Origin of the sequence: Chitinophaga fulva, assembly GCF_012927205.1 — a bacterium.
Lineage (GTDB): Bacteria > Bacteroidota > Bacteroidia > Chitinophagales > Chitinophagaceae > Chitinophaga > Chitinophaga fulva.
Window position 1 is genome coordinate 965,688 of sequence record NZ_JABBGC010000002.1, and the last position, 23,388, is coordinate 989,075.

At 44.7% G+C, this 23,388-nt stretch carries 19 protein-coding genes; 9 read left to right on the top strand and 10 right to left on the bottom strand.

Translation table 11 applies throughout. The annotated features are described in order from the left end of the window. The first annotated feature begins 89 nt into the window (after positions 1-89). The 3 genes from HHL17_RS20500 to HHL17_RS20510 all read left to right on the top strand — a co-directional run bounded on the left by HHL17_RS20500 (position 90) and on the right by HHL17_RS20510 (position 2,785). Positions 90-1,010, top strand: coding sequence for an NAD-dependent epimerase/dehydratase family protein (locus HHL17_RS20500; protein WP_169226655.1), 921 nt, complete (start codon positions 90-92; stop codon positions 1,008-1,010). Between the two features lie 31 nt (positions 1,011-1,041). After that, complete coding sequence (locus tag HHL17_RS20505; RefSeq protein WP_169226656.1) at positions 1,042-1,740, top strand: type 1 glutamine amidotransferase domain-containing protein; 699 nt, start codon at positions 1,042-1,044, stop codon at positions 1,738-1,740. A 178-nt stretch (positions 1,741-1,918) separates the two neighbouring features. Beyond that, complete coding sequence (locus tag HHL17_RS20510) at positions 1,919-2,785, top strand: creatininase family protein (RefSeq protein ID WP_169226657.1); 867 nt, start codon at positions 1,919-1,921, stop codon at positions 2,783-2,785. Positions 2,786-2,856: 71 nt separating this feature from the next. On the opposite strand, the gene HHL17_RS20515 is transcribed toward HHL17_RS20510, so the two are convergent. Continuing rightward, positions 2,857-3,255 carry an NUDIX hydrolase gene (locus tag HHL17_RS20515; RefSeq protein WP_169226658.1) on the bottom strand — a complete coding sequence of 133 codons (399 nt, stop codon included), beginning with the start codon at positions 3,253-3,255 and terminating at the stop codon, positions 2,857-2,859. Between the two features lie 99 nt (positions 3,256-3,354). Between HHL17_RS20515 and HHL17_RS20520 the strand changes: the two genes are divergently transcribed. Further along, the gene (locus tag HHL17_RS20520; protein ID WP_169226659.1) at positions 3,355-4,044 is read left to right on the top strand and encodes a hypothetical protein; all 690 of its coding nucleotides are present in this window, start codon (positions 3,355-3,357) and stop codon (positions 4,042-4,044) included. 111 nt (positions 4,045-4,155) lie between these two features. Here HHL17_RS20520 and HHL17_RS20525 read toward each other — a convergent pair whose 3' ends face one another. Both HHL17_RS20525 and HHL17_RS20530 read right to left on the bottom strand, forming a co-directional pair. Then, positions 4,156-4,380, bottom strand: coding sequence for a hypothetical protein (locus HHL17_RS20525; RefSeq protein ID WP_169226660.1), 225 nt, complete (start codon positions 4,378-4,380; stop codon positions 4,156-4,158). 95 nt (positions 4,381-4,475) lie between these two features. After that, entirely contained in the window at positions 4,476-5,336 is an 861-nt protein-coding gene (locus HHL17_RS20530; RefSeq protein ID WP_169226661.1) for a helix-turn-helix domain-containing protein, read from the bottom strand. Between the two features lie 142 nt (positions 5,337-5,478). Here HHL17_RS20530 and HHL17_RS20535 point away from each other — a divergent pair, with 142 nt between their 5' ends. The 3 genes from HHL17_RS20535 (at position 5,479) to HHL17_RS20545 (ending at position 9,151) form a co-directional block, all read left to right on the top strand. Beyond that, positions 5,479-5,700: an FAD-dependent oxidoreductase gene (locus tag HHL17_RS20535; RefSeq protein WP_169226662.1), complete on the top strand. Its 222-nt coding sequence runs from the start codon at positions 5,479-5,481 to the stop codon at positions 5,698-5,700. Positions 5,701-5,751: 51 nt separating this feature from the next. After that, a complete protein-coding gene (locus HHL17_RS20540; protein ID WP_169226663.1) occupies positions 5,752-6,348 on the top strand; it encodes a short chain dehydrogenase in 597 nt (198 codons plus the stop codon). Between the two features lie 472 nt (positions 6,349-6,820). Then, positions 6,821-9,151: a GH92 family glycosyl hydrolase gene (locus HHL17_RS20545; protein WP_169226664.1), complete on the top strand. Its 2,331-nt coding sequence runs from the start codon at positions 6,821-6,823 to the stop codon at positions 9,149-9,151. 155 nt (positions 9,152-9,306) lie between these two features. Here the strand turns inward: HHL17_RS20545 and HHL17_RS20550 are convergent, their stop codons facing one another. Then, the gene (locus HHL17_RS20550) at positions 9,307-10,740 is read right to left on the bottom strand and encodes an alpha-L-fucosidase (protein ID WP_169226665.1); all 1,434 of its coding nucleotides are present in this window, start codon (positions 10,738-10,740) and stop codon (positions 9,307-9,309) included. Positions 10,741-10,822: 82 nt separating this feature from the next. Continuing rightward, positions 10,823-11,071 carry a hypothetical protein gene (locus tag HHL17_RS20555; protein WP_169226666.1) on the bottom strand — a complete coding sequence of 83 codons (249 nt, stop codon included), beginning with the start codon at positions 11,069-11,071 and terminating at the stop codon, positions 10,823-10,825. A gap of 419 nt (positions 11,072-11,490) precedes the next feature. Between HHL17_RS20555 and HHL17_RS20560 the strand changes: the two genes are divergently transcribed. Then, positions 11,491-12,378 (top strand): AraC family transcriptional regulator, encoded by an 888-nt coding sequence (locus HHL17_RS20560; protein WP_169226667.1) that lies wholly within the window; start codon positions 11,491-11,493, stop codon positions 12,376-12,378. A 466-nt stretch (positions 12,379-12,844) separates the two neighbouring features. Here HHL17_RS20560 and HHL17_RS20565 read toward each other — a convergent pair whose 3' ends face one another. From HHL17_RS20565 to HHL17_RS20580, 4 genes are read right to left on the bottom strand one after another with little or no spacing between them, the layout of a single operon-like run. Beyond that, positions 12,845-13,897: a DUF5007 domain-containing protein gene (locus HHL17_RS20565; protein ID WP_169226668.1), complete on the bottom strand. Its 1,053-nt coding sequence runs from the start codon at positions 13,895-13,897 to the stop codon at positions 12,845-12,847. A gap of 28 nt (positions 13,898-13,925) precedes the next feature. After that, complete coding sequence (locus tag HHL17_RS20570; RefSeq protein ID WP_169226669.1) at positions 13,926-14,603, bottom strand: fasciclin domain-containing protein; 678 nt, start codon at positions 14,601-14,603, stop codon at positions 13,926-13,928. Between the two features lie 49 nt (positions 14,604-14,652). Then, the gene (locus HHL17_RS20575; protein ID WP_169226670.1) at positions 14,653-16,146 is read right to left on the bottom strand and encodes a RagB/SusD family nutrient uptake outer membrane protein; all 1,494 of its coding nucleotides are present in this window, start codon (positions 16,144-16,146) and stop codon (positions 14,653-14,655) included. Between the two features lie 21 nt (positions 16,147-16,167). Next, positions 16,168-19,329, bottom strand: a complete 3,162-nt coding sequence (locus tag HHL17_RS20580) for a SusC/RagA family TonB-linked outer membrane protein (RefSeq protein WP_169226671.1) — start codon at positions 19,327-19,329, stop codon at positions 16,168-16,170. A gap of 1,341 nt (positions 19,330-20,670) precedes the next feature. Here HHL17_RS20580 and HHL17_RS20585 point away from each other — a divergent pair. Further along, entirely contained in the window at positions 20,671-21,690 is a 1,020-nt protein-coding gene (locus HHL17_RS20585) for a phosphotransferase family protein (RefSeq protein ID WP_169226672.1), read from the top strand. Positions 21,691-21,975: 285 nt separating this feature from the next. Here the strand turns inward: HHL17_RS20585 and HHL17_RS20590 are convergent, their stop codons facing one another. Further along, positions 21,976-23,388: a DUF5689 domain-containing protein gene (locus tag HHL17_RS20590; RefSeq protein WP_169226673.1), complete on the bottom strand. Its 1,413-nt coding sequence runs from the start codon at positions 23,386-23,388 to the stop codon at positions 21,976-21,978.

A 23,388-nucleotide genomic window follows, 5' to 3' on the forward strand; every position in this document is an offset into this window, starting at 1 on the left:
GCTTCCCGGCTGTTTAATATAGAAATAATATGCTATTTTAATAGGACATCATTATCCATCTTGCAGGTCCACTGCGTTAAATTCAGATTATGCAGACAATATTAGGGGCCAATGGACAAATTGGCGAAGAGCTGGCAAGGGAACTAAAAAGAAATTTCACTTCCGATATCAGGATTGTAAGCCGGAATGCCAGGAAAGTAAATGATACCGACAGCATTTTTTCAGCAGATCTATCCATCCGGGAAAATGCCATCAAAGCTGTAGAAGGCAGTGAAATAGCTTACTTCACTTTAGGTCTTCCGATCAGTTCGGATTTGTGGGAAGAGCAGTTCCCTCGTATCACCCATAACATCATCGACGCCTGTAAAATCAACAGGGCCAAGCTGGTTTTCTTCGATAATACTTACATGTATCCGCAGGATGGCAGGATACTCACGGAACAAACACCTTTTGCGCCGGTGGGAAGAAAAGGCAGGGTACGACAGGCAATGGCAGATATGCTTCTGCAAGAAATGAAAGCCGGAACAATAGAAGCGGTGATTTGTCGTGCGCCGGAATTCTACGGCCCTGGCAAAACGCAGAGTATCACCAATACTTTAATCTTCGATAATATTAAAAAGCATAAAAAACTGAAAGTACCACTGCGGGACGATAAATTAAGAAGCCTGATCTGGACGCCCGATGCCAGCAGGGCAACTGCCTTAATTGGCAATACACCGGATGCCTGCAACCAAACCTGGCATCTGCCGGTTGATGATAACAGGCTAACGTATAAACAATTCATCGCACTGGCTTCCACGGTTTATCATGCAGCACTGAAGTATTCCGTTATCCCGAAGCTTATCTTTAAGATAGGCGCACTATTCAACAACCGTGTAAAAGAGCTACAAGAACTGCTTCCAAGATATGAGCACGACAATATATTTGATGACTCAAAATTCCGGAAGCGTTTTCCTGACTTTCAGATAACGACCTATCGGGAGGGCATTACGTCCATAGCCAATGAATAGCAGGCATTATCCACATCAGAAATTTCAAAAAATGAAAAGCATTTTATTAGTCGTCACCAACGTTGATATGTATGCAAGCGGCAGCCTAAAAACAGGTCTATGGCTTAGCGAGCTTACTCATATCTATCACAGTGCAAGAGAAAAAGGGTTGGATATTACTATTGCCAGTCCCAAAGGCGGCCATGTTCCCATTGACCCTGAAAGCCTCAAATCCTGGGCACTGGATAAAATCTCCAGGGGTTACTATAGGGACCCTGCATTTATGGACAAACTGAATCATTCCGTAGGCCTGAAGCAAGCTAAGAATGATTCTTTCGACTGTATTTATCTTGCGGGCGGACACGCCACTATGTATGACTTTCCAGATGACCCCAATTTACAAGACATCGTCCGTAAACAATACGAAAGGAATAAAATAGTAGCTGCTATTTGTCATGGCGTAGGCGGATTGCTGAATGTAAAACTCTCTAACGGAGCGTATTTAATCAAAGGGAAATCAATGACCGGCTTTAACTGGTTTGAAGAAACGATAGCAAGAAGAAAGCAGGAAGTACCTTTCAATCTGGAGGCAGCGATCAAGGAGAGAGGCGCGGATTATAAAAAATCGATTATTCCCATGACCTCAAATGTAGTGATAGATAAAAACCTCATTACCGGCCAAAACCCTTTCAGCTCTAAGGAAATGGCAAAAGTAGTTATCAGGGAGCTGGAAAAACAACCAATCAGGTAAATCGCCTCTTCCATCCATATATATCCTCCCTGTTATCACCTTCACGAATGGATGCCAATCATGAATTAATTTCATTAATAGCTATTCATTAATTCGCTACTTTCATATATAAAAGTGTAATAATTTAACGATAGATCATGATCCCCCTTCTTAAACCTATCAACCACCTTTAAAGAATATGAAAAGCTGCTTAATAACACTTGCCACCTGCCTTGTTTTCAACTACACCTTTGCCCAGGAATTACCGGCCCGTTGGGATGAATTAGTTGCCAGCGACTTTCCAGCCGCGCTACAAAAGTCTTCCCGGACCTGTATTTTGCCTATCGGCATCCTCGAAAAACACGGCCTGCATTCGCCCCTCGGCACAGACCTGATCCATGTACGGGAATGGGCTGCACGTGCCGTAAAATCGGAATACGCAGTAGTCTTTCCGGATTACTTCTATGGCCAGATCAACGAAGCCCGGCACCAGCCCGGCACATTTTCGCTTCCCAACAAATTGATCCTCGAACTACTGGAAGCTACCTGCGATGAGATAGCCCGCAACGGCTTTGATAAGATCATCATCCTGAACGGCCATGGCGGCAATCCCGAGTTCCTGGAATTTTTCATGCAAGGCCTATTGAATAAGCGCCACAACTATGCTGTTTATCTGTACCGGCCGGAAACCGACCCGGAATTCCTCAAAGAATACCAAAAAAGGCACACCACCGACGCAAAGACCGATCTGCATGGAGGCGAGAGTGAAACAGCCATTTTACTGCACTACCGCCCCGACTTGATGCGGATGCCCCGGGCCTCCGGTGAAAATGGCGAAAACCAGCAACGTTCCAGCTTACCAGGCTTGTATACGCCCATATGGTGGTACTCCTCTTACCCTAATCATTATGCTGGCGACGCGTCAAAATCGACTGCCGGGTTCGGGAAGTTTATTAGTGACTACGAAATTGCGCAGTTTATCAAAGCGCTAAAAACAGTAAAGGCCGATACCAAAACCATCGAATTACAAAATGAGTTTTTCGACAGGGTAGATAAATTAAAATGACCGCCAATAATAAAACCGGGGAACAACGCATTAGCAGCGTATTCCCCAGCTTACATCAAAACAGTCTCTTACTAGTCGATTAAATTTTGATCTTTTAAAAAGTCAAATATCAATTTATCTACTTCAGAGATTTTATCTTTATCAGCATACTTTAACCATTTGAAATTTTCTATTTCCGCAGATTCTTTTAACGCTCCTTTGTAATTGGCCATGTAACACGTCATTTTCACATAAACACCATCCGGATGGCTGTCTGCCTGCGCTTCAAATGTTCCGACAAACTTTAGCGTTTCCGCTTCCAATTCAACACTAAGTTCTTCCTGGATTTCACGACACAATGCCTGTTCATCGTTCTCTCCCTGTTCTCTTTTTCCACCCGGAATATAATACTTCTGTTTTCCGAAAGACTTTGTAGATAATATCGACTTATCCTTAATCTCTATCCAGGCGAGTTTATCAATTATTTTCATATATTTTTTTCGAGATGTAGTACAATACGTAAAAGGCCTTTCAATTTAAGAATAATTAAATTTCATCGACAGATTTTATTTAACTTGAACCATTTTACCATGACCACACTCGCTTTAAGAAAAGAAATTGTGCAGACGAAGAAAATCATTGGCACCGAATTATCCAGGCTGCAGCAAGCATTCTACGATGAAGACATGCTTCAATGTTACAAAGATGACAATGAAGAAGACCTATATCGGGAACAATTTGATTTTTTTGAAATAACAGCAATCGAGTATGCTTCTTTTAATAAGATCATAGGGTTAGGGCACTTTGACATTAACACGTTTACCGCCTTATTGTCTCATAAGTTGAAGGAGTTGTTTACTATCATCGGAGCCCAGGAACTCATTATTATTTCCCATCTTAAGCTTGATTTTTTTGGCAACAATAATAACGGGTTCAAGCCATTGGTGAATGCATACAGCCTACTGGAGCGAACCGTAGGTAAACGGACCTACAAAGAGGCTTTCATGGTAGATTTAGACAACCTGCCGGAGTTTATTGAAATATTGTTTTGGATAACAAGATGTGACCCGACTGCACCTGAGTATATCTTCCTTTTCGATAAAGATGAAAAAGTACAACTTCTTCTTTGCAAATACGGGAATATCCACCTGACCGAATTCGGAAGCGAAGTACTAACCGCTTCAATGTTAGCATCGCTGGGTTGGGAAATCATAGAGGGTGCGGAATTTGACAATTTTACGGATGATGGAAAAATCAGCGGTCGTAAATCGAACATGTAGTAATACGGGATTATTTATTATCAAACAGAGAAGAAAATCGAGGTTATACAAAAGGAAATAAAAAAAGAACCTCACGACTGGCGTGAGGTTGAAAAACACGATGAACAGCAGTTATTTGTTTTCCCTTTTCAGCCCAATCAGCCTAAAGGCTGCATCCAGCAGAGGCATACCAACGAATACCATCCAGGGTACCAATACAGCAGTGAGGACCAGGGTCCGTAGGAATAAGGGTAACGTTGAGAGAGCCTGTCCGAACAGAAACCAAAAAAGAGTAATTGATGGATAGATGACCAGCCATATCTTCAATGCGGCGAGTAGTTTGAGCTTCATTTTCATGCTTGCGAAATTTATATTGCTGACAATAATTTATTAAGCAAAATTAATTTCGGAAACAGCCTGGTTAGTAGGACAAATCTGAAGTTAGACGGGACTCATTTAAAGTTCTTACGGAATACCTCCGGTGAATAGCCGGTATGCTTCTTAAAGAAACGGATAAAATAGGAAATATCCTCATAGCCGAGCAGGTCCGCGATTTCCTTTACCTGATTGGACGTCGCTAAAAGGTATCTTTTCGCCTCTAAAAGTATCTGCTCATTGATCACCGTAGAAGCTGATTTACCCAGCGACGTTTTGGTAATCGCATTGAGCTGGTAGGTACTCAGGTTTAATAGGCCGGCATACTGTGCAACCTGTTTATGTGTGGCAATATTAGCATCCACCAGGTTTAAGAATTCTTCAAGACGGGTCTGGGTATAATCCCCTTCTGGCTTGTTCCCGCTTTCATGCCGGCGATGCTGGCGCATAAACTCAACAAAAAATATATCAAGGTTTGCTTTTATTACCGCTATATACCCTTCCTCCCTCCGCTGGTACTCTTCAAGCATATAAGCCAGTATTTTCGAAAGCCTGAAGAAACGTTCCGCTTCCAGTACACAAAAATCCTTGCTACCGGCCTTGACCAGCCGTTGCCTGGTGAGCTTGTCCTGCGGATGATAAAAACTGTTGTCAAACTCCACAATATATCCGGTACTTCCTACACTCAGTTTTAACTGGTGCACCTGTCCCGGTCTAATGATAAAAATCGAATGGTCAGACACTTCGTATCTCACAAAGTCAATCTCATGCCAGCCTCTTCCCTGCTCTATAGCGAGTATGAAATAAAAATCATGTCTATGGATGTGATGGTCCATATCCTTTCCGGCCAGGACCTTGCTGAGTTCCCGGATATTGAATCCATTGGATGAAAAGTCCTTTTCCTCCTGGGTGATATGTCTAACAGGAATATCTTTCATGGCTATTTAACCTGCCCAAAATTAATGTTTAAATCAGGAGTTTTTACTGTTTCTAAGATTCATCCTATACAACTGGGCATTTGTCCTACAGCCCCACCACATCGCCGGACTAGCTTTGCATTACTTTACTAAATCGAAACAGATGGAAAATAAAAAACAACACTGTGAAATTCCCCCATCACTTGGATGCGCCATGACGGAAGATGGCTATATCAAAGTAGATGGAGGAATGGAGACCAGTATCTGCGGTGTCTTTGCCGCTGGTGATAATACAGGACGTCACCGGACAGTGGCCAATGCCGTGGCCACTGGTACTGCTGCTGGCATGACGGCCAGCAGGAAAATGATCATAGACCAGTTTTAAAGACCGGCACTCACAAGTAATTTTAAATCACCCAATAATAAAATTGAAAGCATGAAAATAATCATTGTCGGTGCTACAGGCACCATGGGAAAATATCTGACCAAAGCCCTCCGGAACGAACATGACGTTGTAACCGCCGCTACCAAAGAAGCAGATGTCCAGATCGATATTACTTCTACAGTATCTATTGAAAATATGTATAAACAAGTAGGGCCATTTGATGCCCTGATCAGCACCGCCGGGCCAACCTATGTAGGGCCCTGGTCCAGGATGACAGATAAAGAATTCAGGAAAGGCGTGGAAGGTAAGATGATGGGACAGATCAATCTGGTCCTTATCGGGCAGCATTATATCAATCCCAAAGGTTCGTTTGCCCTGATCACAGGAGCATTGACCCATGAACCGCAACTGAACTTCGCCAATGCATCTGCGGCCAACGGCGCAGTTGAGGGCTTTGTACGCGCTGCTGCGATAGAGTTAGGCAACGGGATACGCATCAATGCAGTAAGCCCAACGGTAATTGAAGATTCACCACAGTACTTTCCTTATTTCCCAGGTGATGTACCTGTGACCATGCAGCAGTTGGAATTCGGATTCCGCAAAGCAATATTCGGCGCCGGTACGGGTCAGGTGATCAAACCTTATTAAAGTTGATAATTTTTCAATGAACAAAGGCAAAGAAGTTATTTCTTTGCCTTTGTCTTCAAGGTTAATAAACTATTAGGATCAGAAGACCACAGGCTATTAAATCTTTCACTATCGATTGATCCACAACCACCTACAGCAACATCCCTGTGGTATCCTTCACGCATCCTTCACGTATCCTTCACGCATCCTTGTCCCTACAGCGTATCATGTCCGGCATAAACCGGCATTATTTTATCCGTCCAGCAATTCTCCATCGTGGAACATTTTTTCTCCGGCCCCGCATATGGATTGGTGAATGAATTCATCAACTTTGAATTGTTAACTGCTGAATGTTACCTGGATCATCTGAATGAACTGAATATTTAATCAATATGTTTGAACATGTGAAAAGATCTATTATTTTTATCCGGGATTGGTTGCTAAAGACATGGTAACAGTTACTTTCGTCCATTACTGCACGATCTGGTATCTTATGCTCAAAAAGATTTTCATTCTATTTCTCCTTGCAGCACTTGCTTTACAAAGCAACAGTCAAACGGCCAATAAACGCCTGGTAGATGAGGTAAATCCATTCATTGACACCCACAAATCACGCTGGTTCTTCTTTTCATCGGCCTGCCGTCCTTTTGGTATGGTGAGTCTAAGCCCGGATACCTGGGCACTTGGTAGCTGGAACTCCGGCTATCTATATGATTCTTCCTATATCCGTTGCTTCAGTCATGTTCATTGCTGGGAAATTTCAGGTATACCAGTGATGGCCACGACCGGCGCCATGAAAGGGCAACTTGGCTTTGAGGCTGTAAAGTCAAAATTTACGCATGATAAAGAAATAGCTAAACCGGGCTACCACAAAGTAGTGTTGGACGATTATGGGATAACTGCCGAATTGACTTCCACCTGCCGTACGGGCTTTCACCGGTATACTTTTCCTGCTTCCGACACGGCCAATATACTCCTGGATATTGGCGCCACTTTAGGGCAAGGCCGTATGGACTCGGCATTTATCCAAGTGGAAAACGGCAGCCAGCTTTCAGGCTATTCCGTTATGGCCCCCACCAGCCGGCGTAAAAAAACAGCTACGGTTTATTTTGTAGCCCAATTCAATCAGCCTTTCTCAAAATTTGGTGGCTGGAAAAAAACTGGTACTGCTGTCACACGCACGCTGCTGGAGAACGTGCAAGCGGTTTCGGGCAAGGAAGCCGGCGGTTATGTTACTTTTTACCAACCATCCGGACCAGTGTTGTTAAAGGTAGGTATCTCTTTCACCAGTATTGAACAAGCCAGGCTTAACCTGCAATCTGAACTGCCACACTGGAATTTTGACCAGGTGGTAAATGAATCCTACAGCGAGTGGGATACGATGCTCGGAAAGATAAAAGTTGAAGGCGGTACAGAAAAACAACGCATAAAATTTTATACAGACCTCTGGCATAGCCTGCTAGGCCGTCATATTTACAGTGATGTAAACGGGCAATACGCAGATAATACAGGCCCGGCAACGGTGATCAGGCATATACCTACCGACCAGGAAGGCAAACCGCTTTTCAACGTGCATAATTCAGACGGTTTCTGGGGCAGCGAATGGAACCTGAATATTTTGTGGTCTATCGCCTATCCGAAAGTGATGAGTGATATGATCTCTACCCTGGTAGAATACTATAAAAATGCAGGATTGATTGCCCGTGGCCCAAGTGGTGGCAATTATACATTTGTCATGTCAGGAGATCAGGCCATTCCGATGATCGCTGCGGCTTATAACAAAGGTATCCGGAGCTTTGATGTGGAAGCCGCCTATAAGGGCTCCATCAAAAATGCATCACCTGGAGGTATCCGGGACCATGTTGGATACGAGTTGCCAGCACATCCCTATATGCAACATTATATCAGCAGCGGCTACGTTCCAGAGGGCATTGATGGTAAACAGATGCATCGCGAAGGCTGCGCACTGACGTTATACTTCGCATACCAGGACTGGTGCATGGCACAATTTGCAAAAGGGAAAGGAATGATGCATGATTATCAATATTACCTGCAACGATCCTTCAGTTACCGCAATGTTTTTGACAGTAGCGCCGGGTGGATGCGTCCGCGGGAACTCGACGGGTCCTGGATGAAAGACTTTACACCCGTTAGCCAGGGCTTTAATGCAAGAGGTTTTATCGAAAGCAACGCTGCTATCTACACTTACTATGTACCACACAATATCCCCGACCTGATCCAACTACTCGGCGGCAATGAAAAATTTGCAGCAAAACTGCAACAACAATTTGAGAAGGCCGCACCATACAAATTTGTGGTACCACATGGACACCATGCTGAAGGCTGGCTGGATTATGAAAATCAACCTTCGCTCCACATGGCGCACCTGTTCAATTACTGTAAAAAACCATGGCTTACCCAATATTGGGTACGAAGAATTAAGGAAGAATGTTATGGTGACACCACACCCTACGGTGGCTATAACGGCGATGAAGACCAGGGCCAGGTAGGTGCATTGGGCGTATTAATGGCTACAGGACTGTTTGATGTGGAAGGCGGTGCATCCGTGAATCCCCATTACGAAATAACAAGCCCCATCTTTGACAAGGTCACTATTCAGCTGGACCAACGTTATTACCCGGGAAAAACATTTGTTATAACAACAATCAACAATAAACCAGGTAATAATTATATTCAATCAGCCAGGTTAAATGGTAAACCACTGACTGACTTCCGTTTCCCGCATAGCACCCTTATAAAAGGCGGTACGCTGCAAATCACATTAGGCGCTACTCCCAATGAAAAATGGGGAATTGGGAAATAATACAAATAGTTATCAGGGGCTGATCAAAAAAAATCTCGCAGAGGCGCCTCTGCGAGATTTTTTTTTGATCAGCCCCTGCATTACCGCAATGTGATCGTATCACCATATGCCACACTAAATGTATCGATCGCATTCAGCACCGGGTGAAAGATTGCTTAAAGGCTGATCACCTGGAAATTGTTAATGAGCGGCGATGCACCTGCTTTTGAAATATGAAGCCGAACCGCATCTGCAACCGGGAATCTGGTATCCTTCTCTGACACTCTGCCCGCGAGGATGATTCGCTTGAACCCAATTTTTTTCCCGGCAAACACTTCTGTCCATTTGCCATCTACCCGGCATTCTATGCTGTACGCTTCAACCCGTTGTCCCAGCGGAATGTATTCCTGCAGAATAAACCCGTCAATCTTCACCGGTTTACCCAGTTCAATATCAATCGTAGCAGTTGTTACACTATCATCGGTCGCGAAATAACTATCGTAGTTGTTGTCATTTATTTTGTCTGGACCATACTTTCTATCGTTACCTCTGTAACCTGATAACGACTTTGCTTTTTTAAACTTAGCGGGGTCCTGTTGATGCAACTGGTTTACCCACTGTCTAAATTCTTTCAGTGTATCAACTGTAGCACCATCAATCAAACCATCGCTATTAGGCGACACATTCATCAGCGCAGTAACGCCATAACCAACAGAACCCAGGTAATAATCCTGCATCTGTTGCAGGCTTACGGCCGGCTTGCCATCGTGGAACCAATTACCCTGCAGGATTATGGAAGGTTCCATTGGGTACCAGCGCAGCGTATCGTTTATCTGTTGCCGGTAGTCCTGGTCCGGTCGAACGGCCCCGTGTGCTCCGGGCCATGCCAGGCAACGATTGGGAAGGGTATTCACCAGCACTTTAGAGTCGTAAAATACAGCATCCGGCTGTTCAGCCGCGATCATCCTGGCTATTTTGGGATAATCAATCTTCAGTTTGTCTGCATTAAAACCATCAAACCAATACTCATCTATTTTTCCATAACGGGTGCTCAGCTCTTTCACCTGTGCATAATAATAATCACCGTATGTTTTGTAATCCGGAGAACCAAATCGTTCAAAATGTTTGTCGATAATGGAAGCATAGATACCGAACTGAATGCCGGCTTTTCTGCAGGCATCCCCCACTTCTTTTATCACATCGCCTTTGCCATTTTTCCAGGGTGAGGATTGTACACTGTGCCGCGTAGTTTGCGTTTGCCAGTTGCAGAAGCCGTCGTGGTGCTTGCTGGTGATGACAATGCCTTTAAACCCACCAGCTTCGGCTGCGGCCACCCACTGTCCGGCATCGAAATGTACCGGGTTAAATCGCCCGGGTTCTTCCACCCCGTACCCCATATGATCGTTACTGGGATAGAATGTTTTCATACCGAAGTGAACAAACATGAGGTATTCTGCCTTGTGCCAGCGTAACTGCGCGGCATTGGGAACCGGCAAAAAAGGTGCAGGAGCTGTTACGACCTTGCTCTTCTTCTTTTCATACTGCTGTGCAAAGGTTGCTACCGGTGCCAGTAACAGCGTTATGATCACCAAAGTCAATTTCCGTTTCATTTATATTTATTTTGTTATTGCATGTGCACTACCCTGCATCACATATAGATTGTTCACGAATTGTATATCGCCACCGCGGTTATCATGCAATCCCGACATAAGGGTGGAATTTGCATTGTGATAAGGCGTACTCGTTGAGCTGGAAATAAGCAGTGATGTAGGGAATGGTCCCGGAGACAATGACAGTATCGGAGCCAAACAATAATCCTCCAAAGGCAGCTACAAAGCTTACAAGGGCAATAAAAAACTTACTATCGCCGGTCTTATCCAGTGCTGCTACTGCAGATGCCGGTGAAACACCAATTAAATGAATTTTGTCAGAAAGCGCCAATCGTTAGGTTTATGATCCTTCGAAATTAGTCCTCTGGAAACATAAACACTTCTACTTTATTATTAAAAAAATAAACTATCGTAAACTGCCCAATAAATAAATGATTCATTTGAACAAAATAACTAACTTTAAGTTTACCCTTACAGATAAAGCACACCGGGGGAGTTCTGTAAGATGGTTGAAAACTATTACAGATGAACAATGAAAATTACTCAGAAACTGCCGTCAGTAAAAGGATTCATACTTCAAACCGGTTGATGGCAAATGGAAAGATTTCTCGCATGGCTTTTTTCAGAAGGCTCGATAAGGATCATGAGAAGATTCCTGGATCTGCGGCTGCATTTATCCAGGTAGCCTTCATTTGTATCTTACTAAAATGAGTACCTCAAATTTTTAAACAACTTCTAATATCAATAAACATGCGGCCATTTATTCAACGACTGCTGCCTGATGATTCCACCTCGTTTTTTGCAAAAACTTTCCGTACACCACAGTTTGAAGTTGGCTGGCATCAACATGTCGAATACGAACTGATTCTGTTTACAGAAGGCTCTGGTATGAGCTTTGTTGGAAATCATGTTGGCGAATTTGAAACAGGTGATATTTATTTTCTAGGACCCAACCTGCCCCATACGTTTCAAAAAACCGGCGACCAGATAACCAGCGCTGTAGTCATTCAGTTTCGGGGTGATTTCTGGGGTCCCGATTTTATACATATCCCTGAAAATCGTGCACTAAGATCTTTAATGGAAGCGTCCATTCTCGGCTTAAAAATAAAGGCTCCCCAAAATAAACAACTGGCTTCGCTTATCATGGAACTGGAATACACGAGTGGTGTTAAACGCTTACTTCTTTTACTCGAAAGCCTGTCTTTGATTGCCACCCAAATGGAATACACCACCGTTTCCACGCAACAAGCCACAGCGTATAGTCAGAAGGATATGGATATTATGGACAAAGTGTTTCAATTTACCATTGATTCATTTCGTGAGCAGATCAAGCTTTCTGATGTAGCCCAAAAAGCTTGTATGAGTGTACCTGCTTTTTGCCGAAACTTTAAACGAAGCACCCAAAAAACCTACAACGATTTCCTGAACGAAGTGCGTATTGAATTTGCATGCAGCCTGCTAATTGAAACAAACAAACCTATCTTTGACATCTGCTTCGAAAGCGGCTACAGCACGCACGCCAATTTTCACAAGCAATTTCAGAAAATAAAAAATATCAGTCCGCTTCAATTTCGAAAATTATTTACTCCCGACAATATCCGTAAAGGCAACAATATGGGCATCGTCGAAACCAAATAAAAACCGGTCTGTTCATTTCATTGATGGCCTGTAGCGTCGATGTACGCGAGGAAAGCGGGTAGGCATTAGTTACCAGACGCTGCTACCGTATCAATATTTCCCCTATGTCATTAAATTAATCAGAAGTATTTCCAGCTGATCGCAGAGGCGTGGCAACTGCTGCCCTTGAGAAAATATTCGGCAACTTCCTGCCCAACAAGGGCCCCTGCCTCCCTCATTGCCGCTGTGGGCAGTGATGGGGGCTGTATTACAAATATCACCTGCAGATACTCCTGGTAAATCCGGTCAAAAACTTCCCGATTGTTCTGCTGAACAAGTTTCCAAAGGTAATCGGAATCAAAAGTGCTTTTATTCACGCCATAAAACTAATGACTTTAGGTTACGGCAATATTAATATAGTTCACTGTTTTAGAAAAAGAAGGCCGGCTACAGGAGCCAGCCTTCTTTACAGGATTCGAAAGATAGTTTATTTCTTCGTGCATTGCAGCGTTAATTCGTACACATAGCTACCGGGAACCAGGATTCTCGTATTCATACGGATGTTCAGGTTTACCGGCATCTTGTTCCAGGTGCCATACGGAGTGGTATTTGGCGGGAACCAGTTTTTGGAATCCGCAGTATCGATAGACTGTACATATTGGCTGTACATACGATAGTAGCAGTTGATACCATTGCTCTGGCTTTCCCAGTATGGATGCGGGAAAGGAACTGTTGCAAACTGGTGAATGGTAGCGGTATCGTTTGTGAAAGTTTTCACGGCGAAAGTCTTCATACTCTTCAGGAATGAACCACCGCTCGGGCGAAGCTTCATGGCATCAGGAGGAAAGATGGCTCCATTTTTATCTTTCACAACGAATATTACCTGGTTTGGTTCATCAGCTACGCGTTTGATTCTCAGCCAGGCAGTAGTAGAGCGACCAATCAGCTGATCAATCCAGTCCGCATCATATGCAAACCTGATTGCTTCCTCCTTGTCTGTTCTACCGGCAAGTGAGTATGGTGCATTCACATATTCGTATTCTTTCTGTTTCTGTACCACGATGTCGCAGATATTCTTGTACTGTTTGGTGCCGCGTGGATTGCTGATCTGCAGGTCAATGGTATAAGTACCAGGAGGTACGTTGGTACTTACATCGGAGAAAATCAGCTGACCGCTCGCCGCGAGCACTTCCAGCGGTCTTTTCTTCGCTTTGGTACGTTTTGCGTTAATCAGTTCAAAAGTGGTATCCCTGGTAGGGTCGTAAGGTTTGGTCCATACGTATGTGTCGTAGTCCGTGAAGAACTGTTCTGCGTGTTTGCCGGTGGCTTTATCGCGTACGTCCAGAAGCGTTATATTCAATGGAGGTGTGGAGTTGTCCGGGATAATGCCGGACGACATCTTAAACGAGCCCTGGGTGATGGTGTACGGGTTATCCGCATAGCGTGGATAATCGCTGAGATAGCCTGTTTCCACCTTTTCACAGGAATAAAGGCCGGCGATAATTGGCAGGCAAACTGCCATGATATATTTCAGTTTCATTGTAGCTTTTTAAAGAGATGAATGACCGTTAGCGTAAGAAATTCCATACATGGCTGTTTGCCATCACATGCAGTACACCATTTGTGGTGAGCACGCCCGATGTCTGACAGATACCGGAAATATCCAGGAGTTCTTTCTTTCCTGTCGGGTCCTGGTATTTATCGTTCACAATGATGTCAGGTTCGCCATACACGCGGCGCGCAGAAACGATATAGCCGTTGGTAGTCATCAGGCCTTCGTTTACATATTGATATGGGATTAGGAATAACCACAGCGGTGCGCCCGGGATAACGGACTCGTAGGATTTACCAGTTGAGGTCAGCTGATCGCGGGTGATCTTTCCCTTAAAAATGTACATGCCCATGGAGTCGTGCAACATTTGCGGCGTAAACTCCTTCAACAGGGAGTCAAGGTTATAGTCCAGTTTCTCGGAGATCTTCCTCGCAGCGTCTCTTCTTTTCGCCAGGTATTTATTGATGCAATTATCAGTGGGCGCAAAGAAGGTTACGTCTCCATTGATGACATCTTTCAAACCAGCCTTGTCTATCAGCATGATCGTGGTGTCGAACAACTGCCATGAATTGCTTTTCAGGTAGTCGTAAGTGGTCATATTCACATGCGGGTCGTGCGTGCCCCCATCGATGATGTCATTCTTTTTACAGCTTACCAGGTAACTTGCCAGCAGCAGCGCAAGAGCCAATTTCATTAATATATTTTTCATCTTCATAAAAGATTAGTTGTAATAATTACTGTGATTAATATTTTCCTTTCCACCATTCATTCTGTGTCATCATCGGGTTGTTGTTGAACACACTCTTTGTGATTGGCCACAACCATCCCTGCTTGGAAATACGATCGGCGCTGGTGAGCCAGATAGGATAAAATTTGGTACGCACCTGATCATAATAGTTCTGTCCTTCGCCGGTGAGTTCGCGGAAGCGTTCTGCCAGCAGTTCGCGTTTCAGTAACTGACCTGCATAGTCGGCCAGTGGCGGTACACCCGCACGTGCCCTCACCAGGTTGGCGGTGATTAAAGCTGCGCCTTCCTGGCCAAGGTTGGCCTGGGCTTCGGCTTTCAGCAGCAGGATATCTGCAAGACGGAATATAACGGTAGGCGACTGGTCTTTGAAATAGTAGGATGAGCTGGTGCTCTTCTCCACTGTACTGGAATACTTCAAAATGCCATATCGGTCGTTTGATTTTGGTGAGAAGAAAGTTTTGAATCGCAGATCAGTATTGATATCATCTACTTCTTTATTCTTGAAGAAGCTGGTTACCACATCGCTATTGGAGTAGTAAAGCCCTGGAGCTGTCTGGTCCAGTGACATAGCACCGGTAGCCTGTGCCATGGGGATCTCAAATCCACCGGCGCCGGCATTACTTTCTCCATCGGCATCACTATTGGTTACTTCGAAAATCAATTCAGGAGACTGGCTGCCAGCTTTGAACAAACGGTCCATTGTGGCACTGGATTCCAGTGAATAGATTCCCTGGTTGATAACAGAATCTGCATACACCAGCGACTGATCATATTTATGACGCCATGCTGTAACGTGCGTCAGCAGCGATAATGCAGCGCCTTTACCAGCGTGGATGATATTTTTACCCGTATTGTCCTGCTTCCATTGGAGCATGGAGCTGGCCATTTGCGCGTCGGCGGTCAGCAGGTTCATAACAGAGTCTTGTGGACTTCTTGCGATCAATTTAATCTGTTCTGCGGCGGAAATCGCGGTATTCTGTACCGGAACATCGCCCCAAACGCGCACCATGGTGAAGTAGGCCAGTGCGCGAAGGAAATATGCTTCACCAATGTAGGCATTCTTTACCTGCTGTGCAGAATAGGTAGTACCTCTGTATTTTTCCAATGGCAATTGTCCGGCCTTTTCAATAATCAGGTTACATTGGTTGATCAGGCGGTACCAGTTGGTCCAGTCGTGGCAGGCATCTTCATAATACGGCGTCTGAAAGCTACCTGATTCTACTACTGGTTTCAGGTAGGAGCTTTCTGTGGTATACATGCCAGCCGGCATATCGCCCCATATGAAGAAGGTATTTTTATTTTGAATAGCGGTACGATAAAGACCATAGGCACCGTTCACAGCACCTTCTACGTCTTGCTGGCTGTTCCAGAATACGTTATCGTAAGTACCGTTTTTCACTTCATTGTCCAGGTACTTTTTACAGGAGCTCAGGGAACCTAAGATGCCGATGAGCAGGAGGCTATATAAGCTTAATTTGATTCTTTTCATTGCTTTGCTTTTACGGAGTTACTAGAATTCAACACGTGCACCGAGGGTGAATTTGGTTGGTAACGGATAACCGTCACCGAAGTCGTAGCCCTGTGCATTCACACGTTCTGCATCGATACCGGAGAATTTCTGGAACATGGCCACGTTATCCATCATACCATATACTCTCAGGCTGCTCAGTCTCATATTATCCACAAAGCGCCATGTTTTACGGTCGAAGTTGTAACCCAGGTTCACGTTTTTGATACGGATGTACCATCCTGGCTCTACGAAGAGCGACTGCCCTGCGCGCCATGCATACAGGCCCATAAATGGATTCAGTGCAGGGAAGGTAGCCTGGTCGCCATCGTATTTCCAGTAGTGGTATTTTTCCACATCGGAAAGGGAGGAGAAGGCGAAGTCAGTAGCATTACCGTAGAACAGGCCGTTGGAGAGTTTACGTGCCAGGGTGGAGTTTACGATAGTTCTGCCGAAAGTATAAGTGGTGAGGAATTGCAGTGTGAAATTTTTGTAGGTGATAGTGTTGGTCAAACCACCTGTGAATTTCGGGTTTGGATCGCCGTAGAAGGTAACGTCGTTGGCTCCTGTTGCATCGGAGATCATGAAGTCACCGTTGATATCGCGCCAGTTTGGATAACCAGGCACCAGTGTACCCCATTTTGTTTTGCCTACTTCACCGGTGTACGGGTTTACCAGCAACTGATCTCTGCTGTTGATCACACCGTCGGTGATATACATTCTGTACATATTCACCGGCATGCCGACTACGTATACAGTACCATTGTCGCTGCTGATGTACATGTCGCGGTTACCATCAGGTAATTTGGTAACCATGTTTTTATTGTAAGAAACGTTGAGGGAGGTGGTCCACTGCAGTTTGCTGGATGGTGCAAAGTTGCGGGTGGTGAGGTTGATCTCGATACCGCTGTTTCTTACGCCGGCTGCGTTGGTCAATGATTCGCGGAAACCGCTGGTTTCAGGTACCCATACGTTGAGGAGCTGGCCAGAAGTGTTTCTCACATACCAATCGGCTTCCAGTCTAATACGTCCCTGGAACAATTCCAGTTCTGTACCCAGGTCAAATTGTTTGGATTGTTCCCAGGTAACGTCGTTACGTGTGATATGGTTGAAGTCTGGTGTGATGAGAACCTGACCTCCGTATGTGTTCACATCGCTGCTACCGTTGTAATTCTGGTCGCCGATTTTGTATGCATTGTATCTGCTCACGTCACCGATGCTGCTCTCGTCACCGTTTATACCGTAGCTTGCTCTCAGTTTAAAGAAGTTAATAACAGGGAAACGATCTCTAATGAATGATTCTTCATGCAGCAACCAACCGAGTGAAACTGACGGGAAGTACCCCCATTTGTTGGATGTACCGAAACGGGAGGAAGCATCTGCTCTCCAGAATGCATCGAAGAGATATTTGTCTTTGAAATCGTAGTGCGCACTTGCCATGTAGGAAAGTTTCGCGTAGGTAATATAGTCGGAAAATCCACCACCATTGAGTTTGGAGTTACCCAATACTACCTGGATGTTATCGTTCGGAATACCCCGGCCATATGCCTTCAGTGATTCACTCTGGCGACGCTCAAATTCCTGACCGGCAAACAGGTTGAAGTTGTGGATACGGTTGATGGTCTTATTCCAGGTGAGGTGGTTGGTCAACAGGTATTTGGTATACTGTGTGAAAGCGGACATGGCTTCACCTGTTCTGGATACTGAAAGATCGGCCGGTGATGCATAGTCGTATTTCGCATTGGAATAAGTAACAGCGCCTCTTGTTGTCCAGTGAAGGTTTTCACGGATGTGATACATCAGCTGCACATTCACGTTGATGTCGTTGTTAACGTTGTCGTTACGGGTACGTGAATATGGATTTACAATAGCATCTCTGTCTTTGTCTGTCAGGGCAATGAGTGAAGTAGGCATATCCACCGGATTCACGGTAAATACATTTCTGAGCTGGTTGTTGGCATCCAGTCCGGAGCCTTTACCTACCTGGCGTAGACCTTTGGACAGGCGCAGTGCAGTTTGCAGTTCCAGTTTTTTATTGATAGTGAAACCGAGATTGGAGTTCAGGGAGTAGCGTTTGTAGCCGGTGTTGATGATAACGCCTTTTTCATCGTACATACCCATACTCACACGGTAGTTCACATTTTCATTTGCACCACTAACACCGATGTCGTAGTTCTGTACCTGACCATTTTGATAGAACAAGTCCTGCCAGTTATTGTTGTTATTAAATATCGGGTTCAGGCTGTCTGTAAGAATCAACGGTACCTGAGCATCCAGTTGCGTGTAGTTACCATAGTTCTTAATCATATTCAGTTTACGTCTGCGTTCTTCCACGCCGGTTACGGTGCTTACTTTTGCAGGTTGGGGCACCAGGCCAAAGTATGCGTTGGCGCTGAATCTTGCTTTACCGGTTGTACCCTTTTTGGTTTTGATGATGATCACACCATTAGCACCACGGGAACCATATATCGCAGCTGCAGACGCATCTTTCAAAATGTCGATAGACTCAATATCGTTCGGGTTGAGAGAAGCGAGAAAGTTAGTACCGGTACTGTTGAAAGATTTTACTTCATCTTCGGAGATGGGAATACCATCGATTACATAAAGTGGATTACTGAATGCTTCATCTCCATTAAAGTTGGAGCTGGACATCAGTCTGGTGTTACCACGCACCATCAGAGAGGTTTTCACGCCTGGCTGACCGGTAAAGTTCTGTACGTTTACACCAGAGAGTTTACCCTGGAGAAGTACGTCCACGCTTGCTGCAGGCAGGTTCTCAATGTCCTTGCCCATGATGCTGGTAACAGCGGCGGTGCTTTTAGTACGTTTTACTTCCTGGTAACCGATCACCACTACATCTTTCAGTGCTTTGGCATCAGGTTTCAGTGTGATGCGTAAGTTGGTTTGTGTGCCTACGGTTACGCTCTGCTGTTCAAACCCCATGAAGGATACCAGCAGTTTGCCGGAAGCACCTTTCAAGGTTAATGTAAAAATACCGTCCGGTGATGTAGCGGTACCATTTGTAGTTCCTGCTTCGCGGATGGAAACTCCTGGCAGGGCCACTCCTTTGTCGTCCTTTACTGTTCCCGAAATTTTTTGCCCCTGGGCACTGCCGTATAGGCATAGCAATCCCAGTAGCGCAATGAGCAGTAGCTTCTTGTGCATGATCTTTGGTTTGAGATAAAATGGAAATTGTTAGAGATAAGTCATCGGTTTACAGCCCGACTTTGTCAGGTGTATTATTGTTCACTTCATTCCAAGCTTTTTACAGGCTTTTGTTTTTTAATTGTTCACAAATGGTTTACAGGCTAATTGTAGCCCTTTGGTTGATGCTCTGTACAATTTTTGATTTACACGACATTGGCGGCACACGAATCCGTATTGCTGTCTGGCTCCATTATTACAGATGCTTTTACTTATCGTTGCTACTCAATTCTCTTACTTTTGCTACCTGTTGTTCACTGTTTCAATTCTGGTTGCGCTACATGCTCTCTATTGCACAAAATATAAATCTTAACATTTCTTTTAGAGACGCTGGGTATTCATGTTGGAAAATTGACTTTTGGGTTGATTTCCAAACAAGATAATATAACGAAATATAAGTTACTAATAATTAATTGATTATGTTTTTTAAATTGTAGAATTTACACTGCTCGACAGTCAATTTTTCATTATCCTGGTTTATATAGCATTATTAAAAAAGCTCCACACCGACAATTTCATGACAATTCTAAAGCTAGATAAGCACGCGAGTGCCCGCTTATCTAGCTTTAGAAACTTACTTTTTCGCTGTCAAATCCCCAGTTGATCCCGAAGGCGGAGAATAGGCGGGGCTTGTTCAACCTGAAATCGTGCCGAAAGCACCACTGAAATAGAGTGATTTAGTAATCCGATAGTTGATAAAAACCCACGAAGCGCTGGGACCTAAGCGCTTGTCGGTATTGATGGAGGCAAGAATGTAAACGGATGGAAAAGGTACCCGGCGGTCGATAGCTTAGGTCTGCCGATAGCAATAAGTGTAAGCAGCAGATGTTCATGATTCTTTAAGCGCATTTGATCTGTTATGAAGAATTGATAAAGTTAGCCGTAGAATAGAACTAATTCGAACAGATAGAGCTTATCGGGGAGCGACAATCCATTATTTCGCGTTGCCATTTTGTGATGTATGTCTAATGAGCTTATATCCTTCTGAGATATTTTTTAAACCACTAAATAGAATTAATACTCTCCAATTCTTCTCAAAATCAACAGATGATATTTATTCCTACTCGATGGGATGCCAACAGATCGAAGAGCTTGTCTCTTCCCATTTTTATCTGATGTTGCTCAAGAATTGGCTGTAGCATCTCCAACATCCGACGGGTTCCTATCCGAGGGGGTGTAAACCTTTTTTAGGACGAGACCCTTTAATGATTTTATATTTGTTACTTATATTTGACCCAGGCAAAAGCGCAGGCAGCTTTGTTTAAGTTGCCGGGTGCTGCTACCCGTATCAATATTTCCCCTATGTCATTAAATTATTCAGAAGTATTTCCAGCTGATCGCAGAGCCGCGGCAACTGCGGCCCTTGAGAAAACATTCGGCAACGCTGTTATCAGTGAAGTGACCCTACTGAAAGGTGGATTGTCTTCTGCTTCTGTATATAAGGTCATTGCAGATAATCGTCCTTATGTGATAAAGCTCGATCTCCCCCACGCCAATACGGCGGCAGATCCCTTTGAGAAAGTAGCCCGGGCGGCGGAAGCAGGTATTGCTCCCTTGCTGTGCTACAGCAATGCAGAAGCAGGTATTATCATTAGTGAGTTCGTCGAAAACAAGCCGATCAGGAGCATTTTCAGCGGCGAAGTGCTCGCCGTGAAACTGGCAGAGGCAGTGAAGAAGATACATGCCATATCTCATGCTGTACCAGGCGGCAATCTGGAAGAAACGATTGATCATATGCTGGCAGGGTTCCGTCACAATAATATTCTGTCCGGCCCTATACCGGACGAATGCCTGAAACGATATGAAAAAGTGAAGACGTTATATCCATGGCAGGACACAGACAAAGTGTTCAGTCATAATGACCTGAACCCTTCCAACATTCTGTGTGACGGAGAGGCCGTCTGGATCATTGACTGGGATACTGCCTTCGTTAATGACAGGTTCATAGACCTGGCAGGTGTGGCAAACTTTTTCATCCATAGTCCCGAACAGGAGGCTGTATTCCTGAAGACATATTTTGGCGAAGTGAATGATTATAAAATTTCCCGCTTCTATGTGATGCGCCAGATCAGCCGGATCATTTATGCTATGATGATGATGCAACTCGCCGCTCAGGCTAAATCTGCGGACTATGCACATGACCAGCATATGGAGGGCGTGTATCTGAAGGATGTTGGTCCGCTGCTCGGCTCCGGCAAACTATCACTCGCCACCTATGAAGGACAGTTCATGTATGGCAAAGCACTGATGAACGAGGCCTTGCAGCAGATGCGTACTGCACGGTTTGAAGAAGCCCTGCATTCATTGAGTTGTCATATATAAATGAAACATTGGAAAAGGATTTTTCCATAACTACCCTCGTTGAGACGAAACAGGAGACACCAAAATTATCATGCTGCCCTGTTTTTCCAGGCAGCCTGTCGATGGAATTTAAAGTGAGCTAAACAGAACAGCCGCAGGCAGATTCCCCACGGCTGTTCTGTTTAGCGCCTTAAAATCCAATCCCCTCCTGGATCCGGTTCTTCTACATCATCCAGTAGCCCTTTCCATCCTTTATAAAAATTAATTTGGTCTATATCATCGTTACCGGCAGTAGTTACCAGGTCGCTAATAACCATACTCAATTTTCGTAATAACCACAGGGGCCGATGGTGGTAATGACCATGGGTCTATATCAGGGTCAACCCGGTCCGAATAATTCACGATGCTAAACTTGGGTTCTTCAAGAAACTGGTCGACCGAGGTTTTGTAAAAATAAGGGTCCATTGCCGATACCGTCTTCAATAATTCCCGCCTGGAGGGCACCCGGAATACAGCAGTGTACAGTTTGCCTGTCTCAGCATAAGCAGCCGATACGGTATCAGCCACAAAGCTGCCAACAGTGTAATTCAACGCCAGTTTAAAACTATCCGTTGCCGGGTTAAATGGATTTACTTTTATAACGTCTCCATAACTACTTTTGGTAATCAAACCGGTTACCTGGCTACCCATGAAGGTTACACGGATTTCCTTAATACCAGGCCGCGTCGTTAAACCCAATGAGCTTTTAAAGTCCCAGACATATTCCGGCTTCCTCAGTATAAGATAGCAGTAACTACTTTTAGGCGGCAGCAAACCAGCATCCGATGTAAAGGCTGGCACATTGCCTACAACATCCCCAACGGAATACCTGGACACTCCTGTTTCAAGGGTTGCACTGCCCGAGATGATATTAGGGTTCTCCCAATAAGGGCTCGGATTAGTCATCCCATAGATATGCATTTCATCTGTTACCACACGGGTTACCCTTGAACTGATTACATCATCAGTATTCCGGATTTGTACATAGGGATTGGTGCCACGGCCTCTTAAAATGCCGGTAAAAGTACTGAGCCCTGCCGGATAGTTTGTGTTTTCGAACACCGCACCCGGTAATATCGGCGCCTGGATAACCGCGCTGCTGTCCTCTTCCCTAAAGCTCAGGACACCACTGTATTTGCCGCTACTGCCACTTAGATTTCCGTCATAAAACCGGATCATGGTACCATTCCATCTGCCGGCATTGGCAACTGCTTCCGCCACTGAAACAGATATTACTTTTATGACACCCTTCCCTATATGCTCAATACTGGAAAGAGGGATGTCTTTCAATACAACTTCTCCGTCCTGCTGTTGCAGCTTCTGCCCGGAAGCGTTGATCACCAACCAGTCACCGGGGTAAAAAGGAGATATCGAATCCAATTGCACCACGATTCCGGCAGTATCTGCTCCGTCACTTTGCAGAATAAACGTTTTCGGACCGATGTTTTTCGCTTCCCGGTCAGAAATCACCACTCCTGTTATTTGCCGCCCTTCAGCCCCATCCGGCACGCGTACCTCTGCGGCCGTACTCAGGGCTTTTAACTGGGTGATACTAATGGTTTTGGTACCGAAGGCAGCAGGACTAAGATCAGGTGCATCCGTCTTCCTACAGGCTGTTACCAACAACAGTAATACCATGACTAACGCCGGCAATTGTTTATTGTATTTTATATTGTTCAT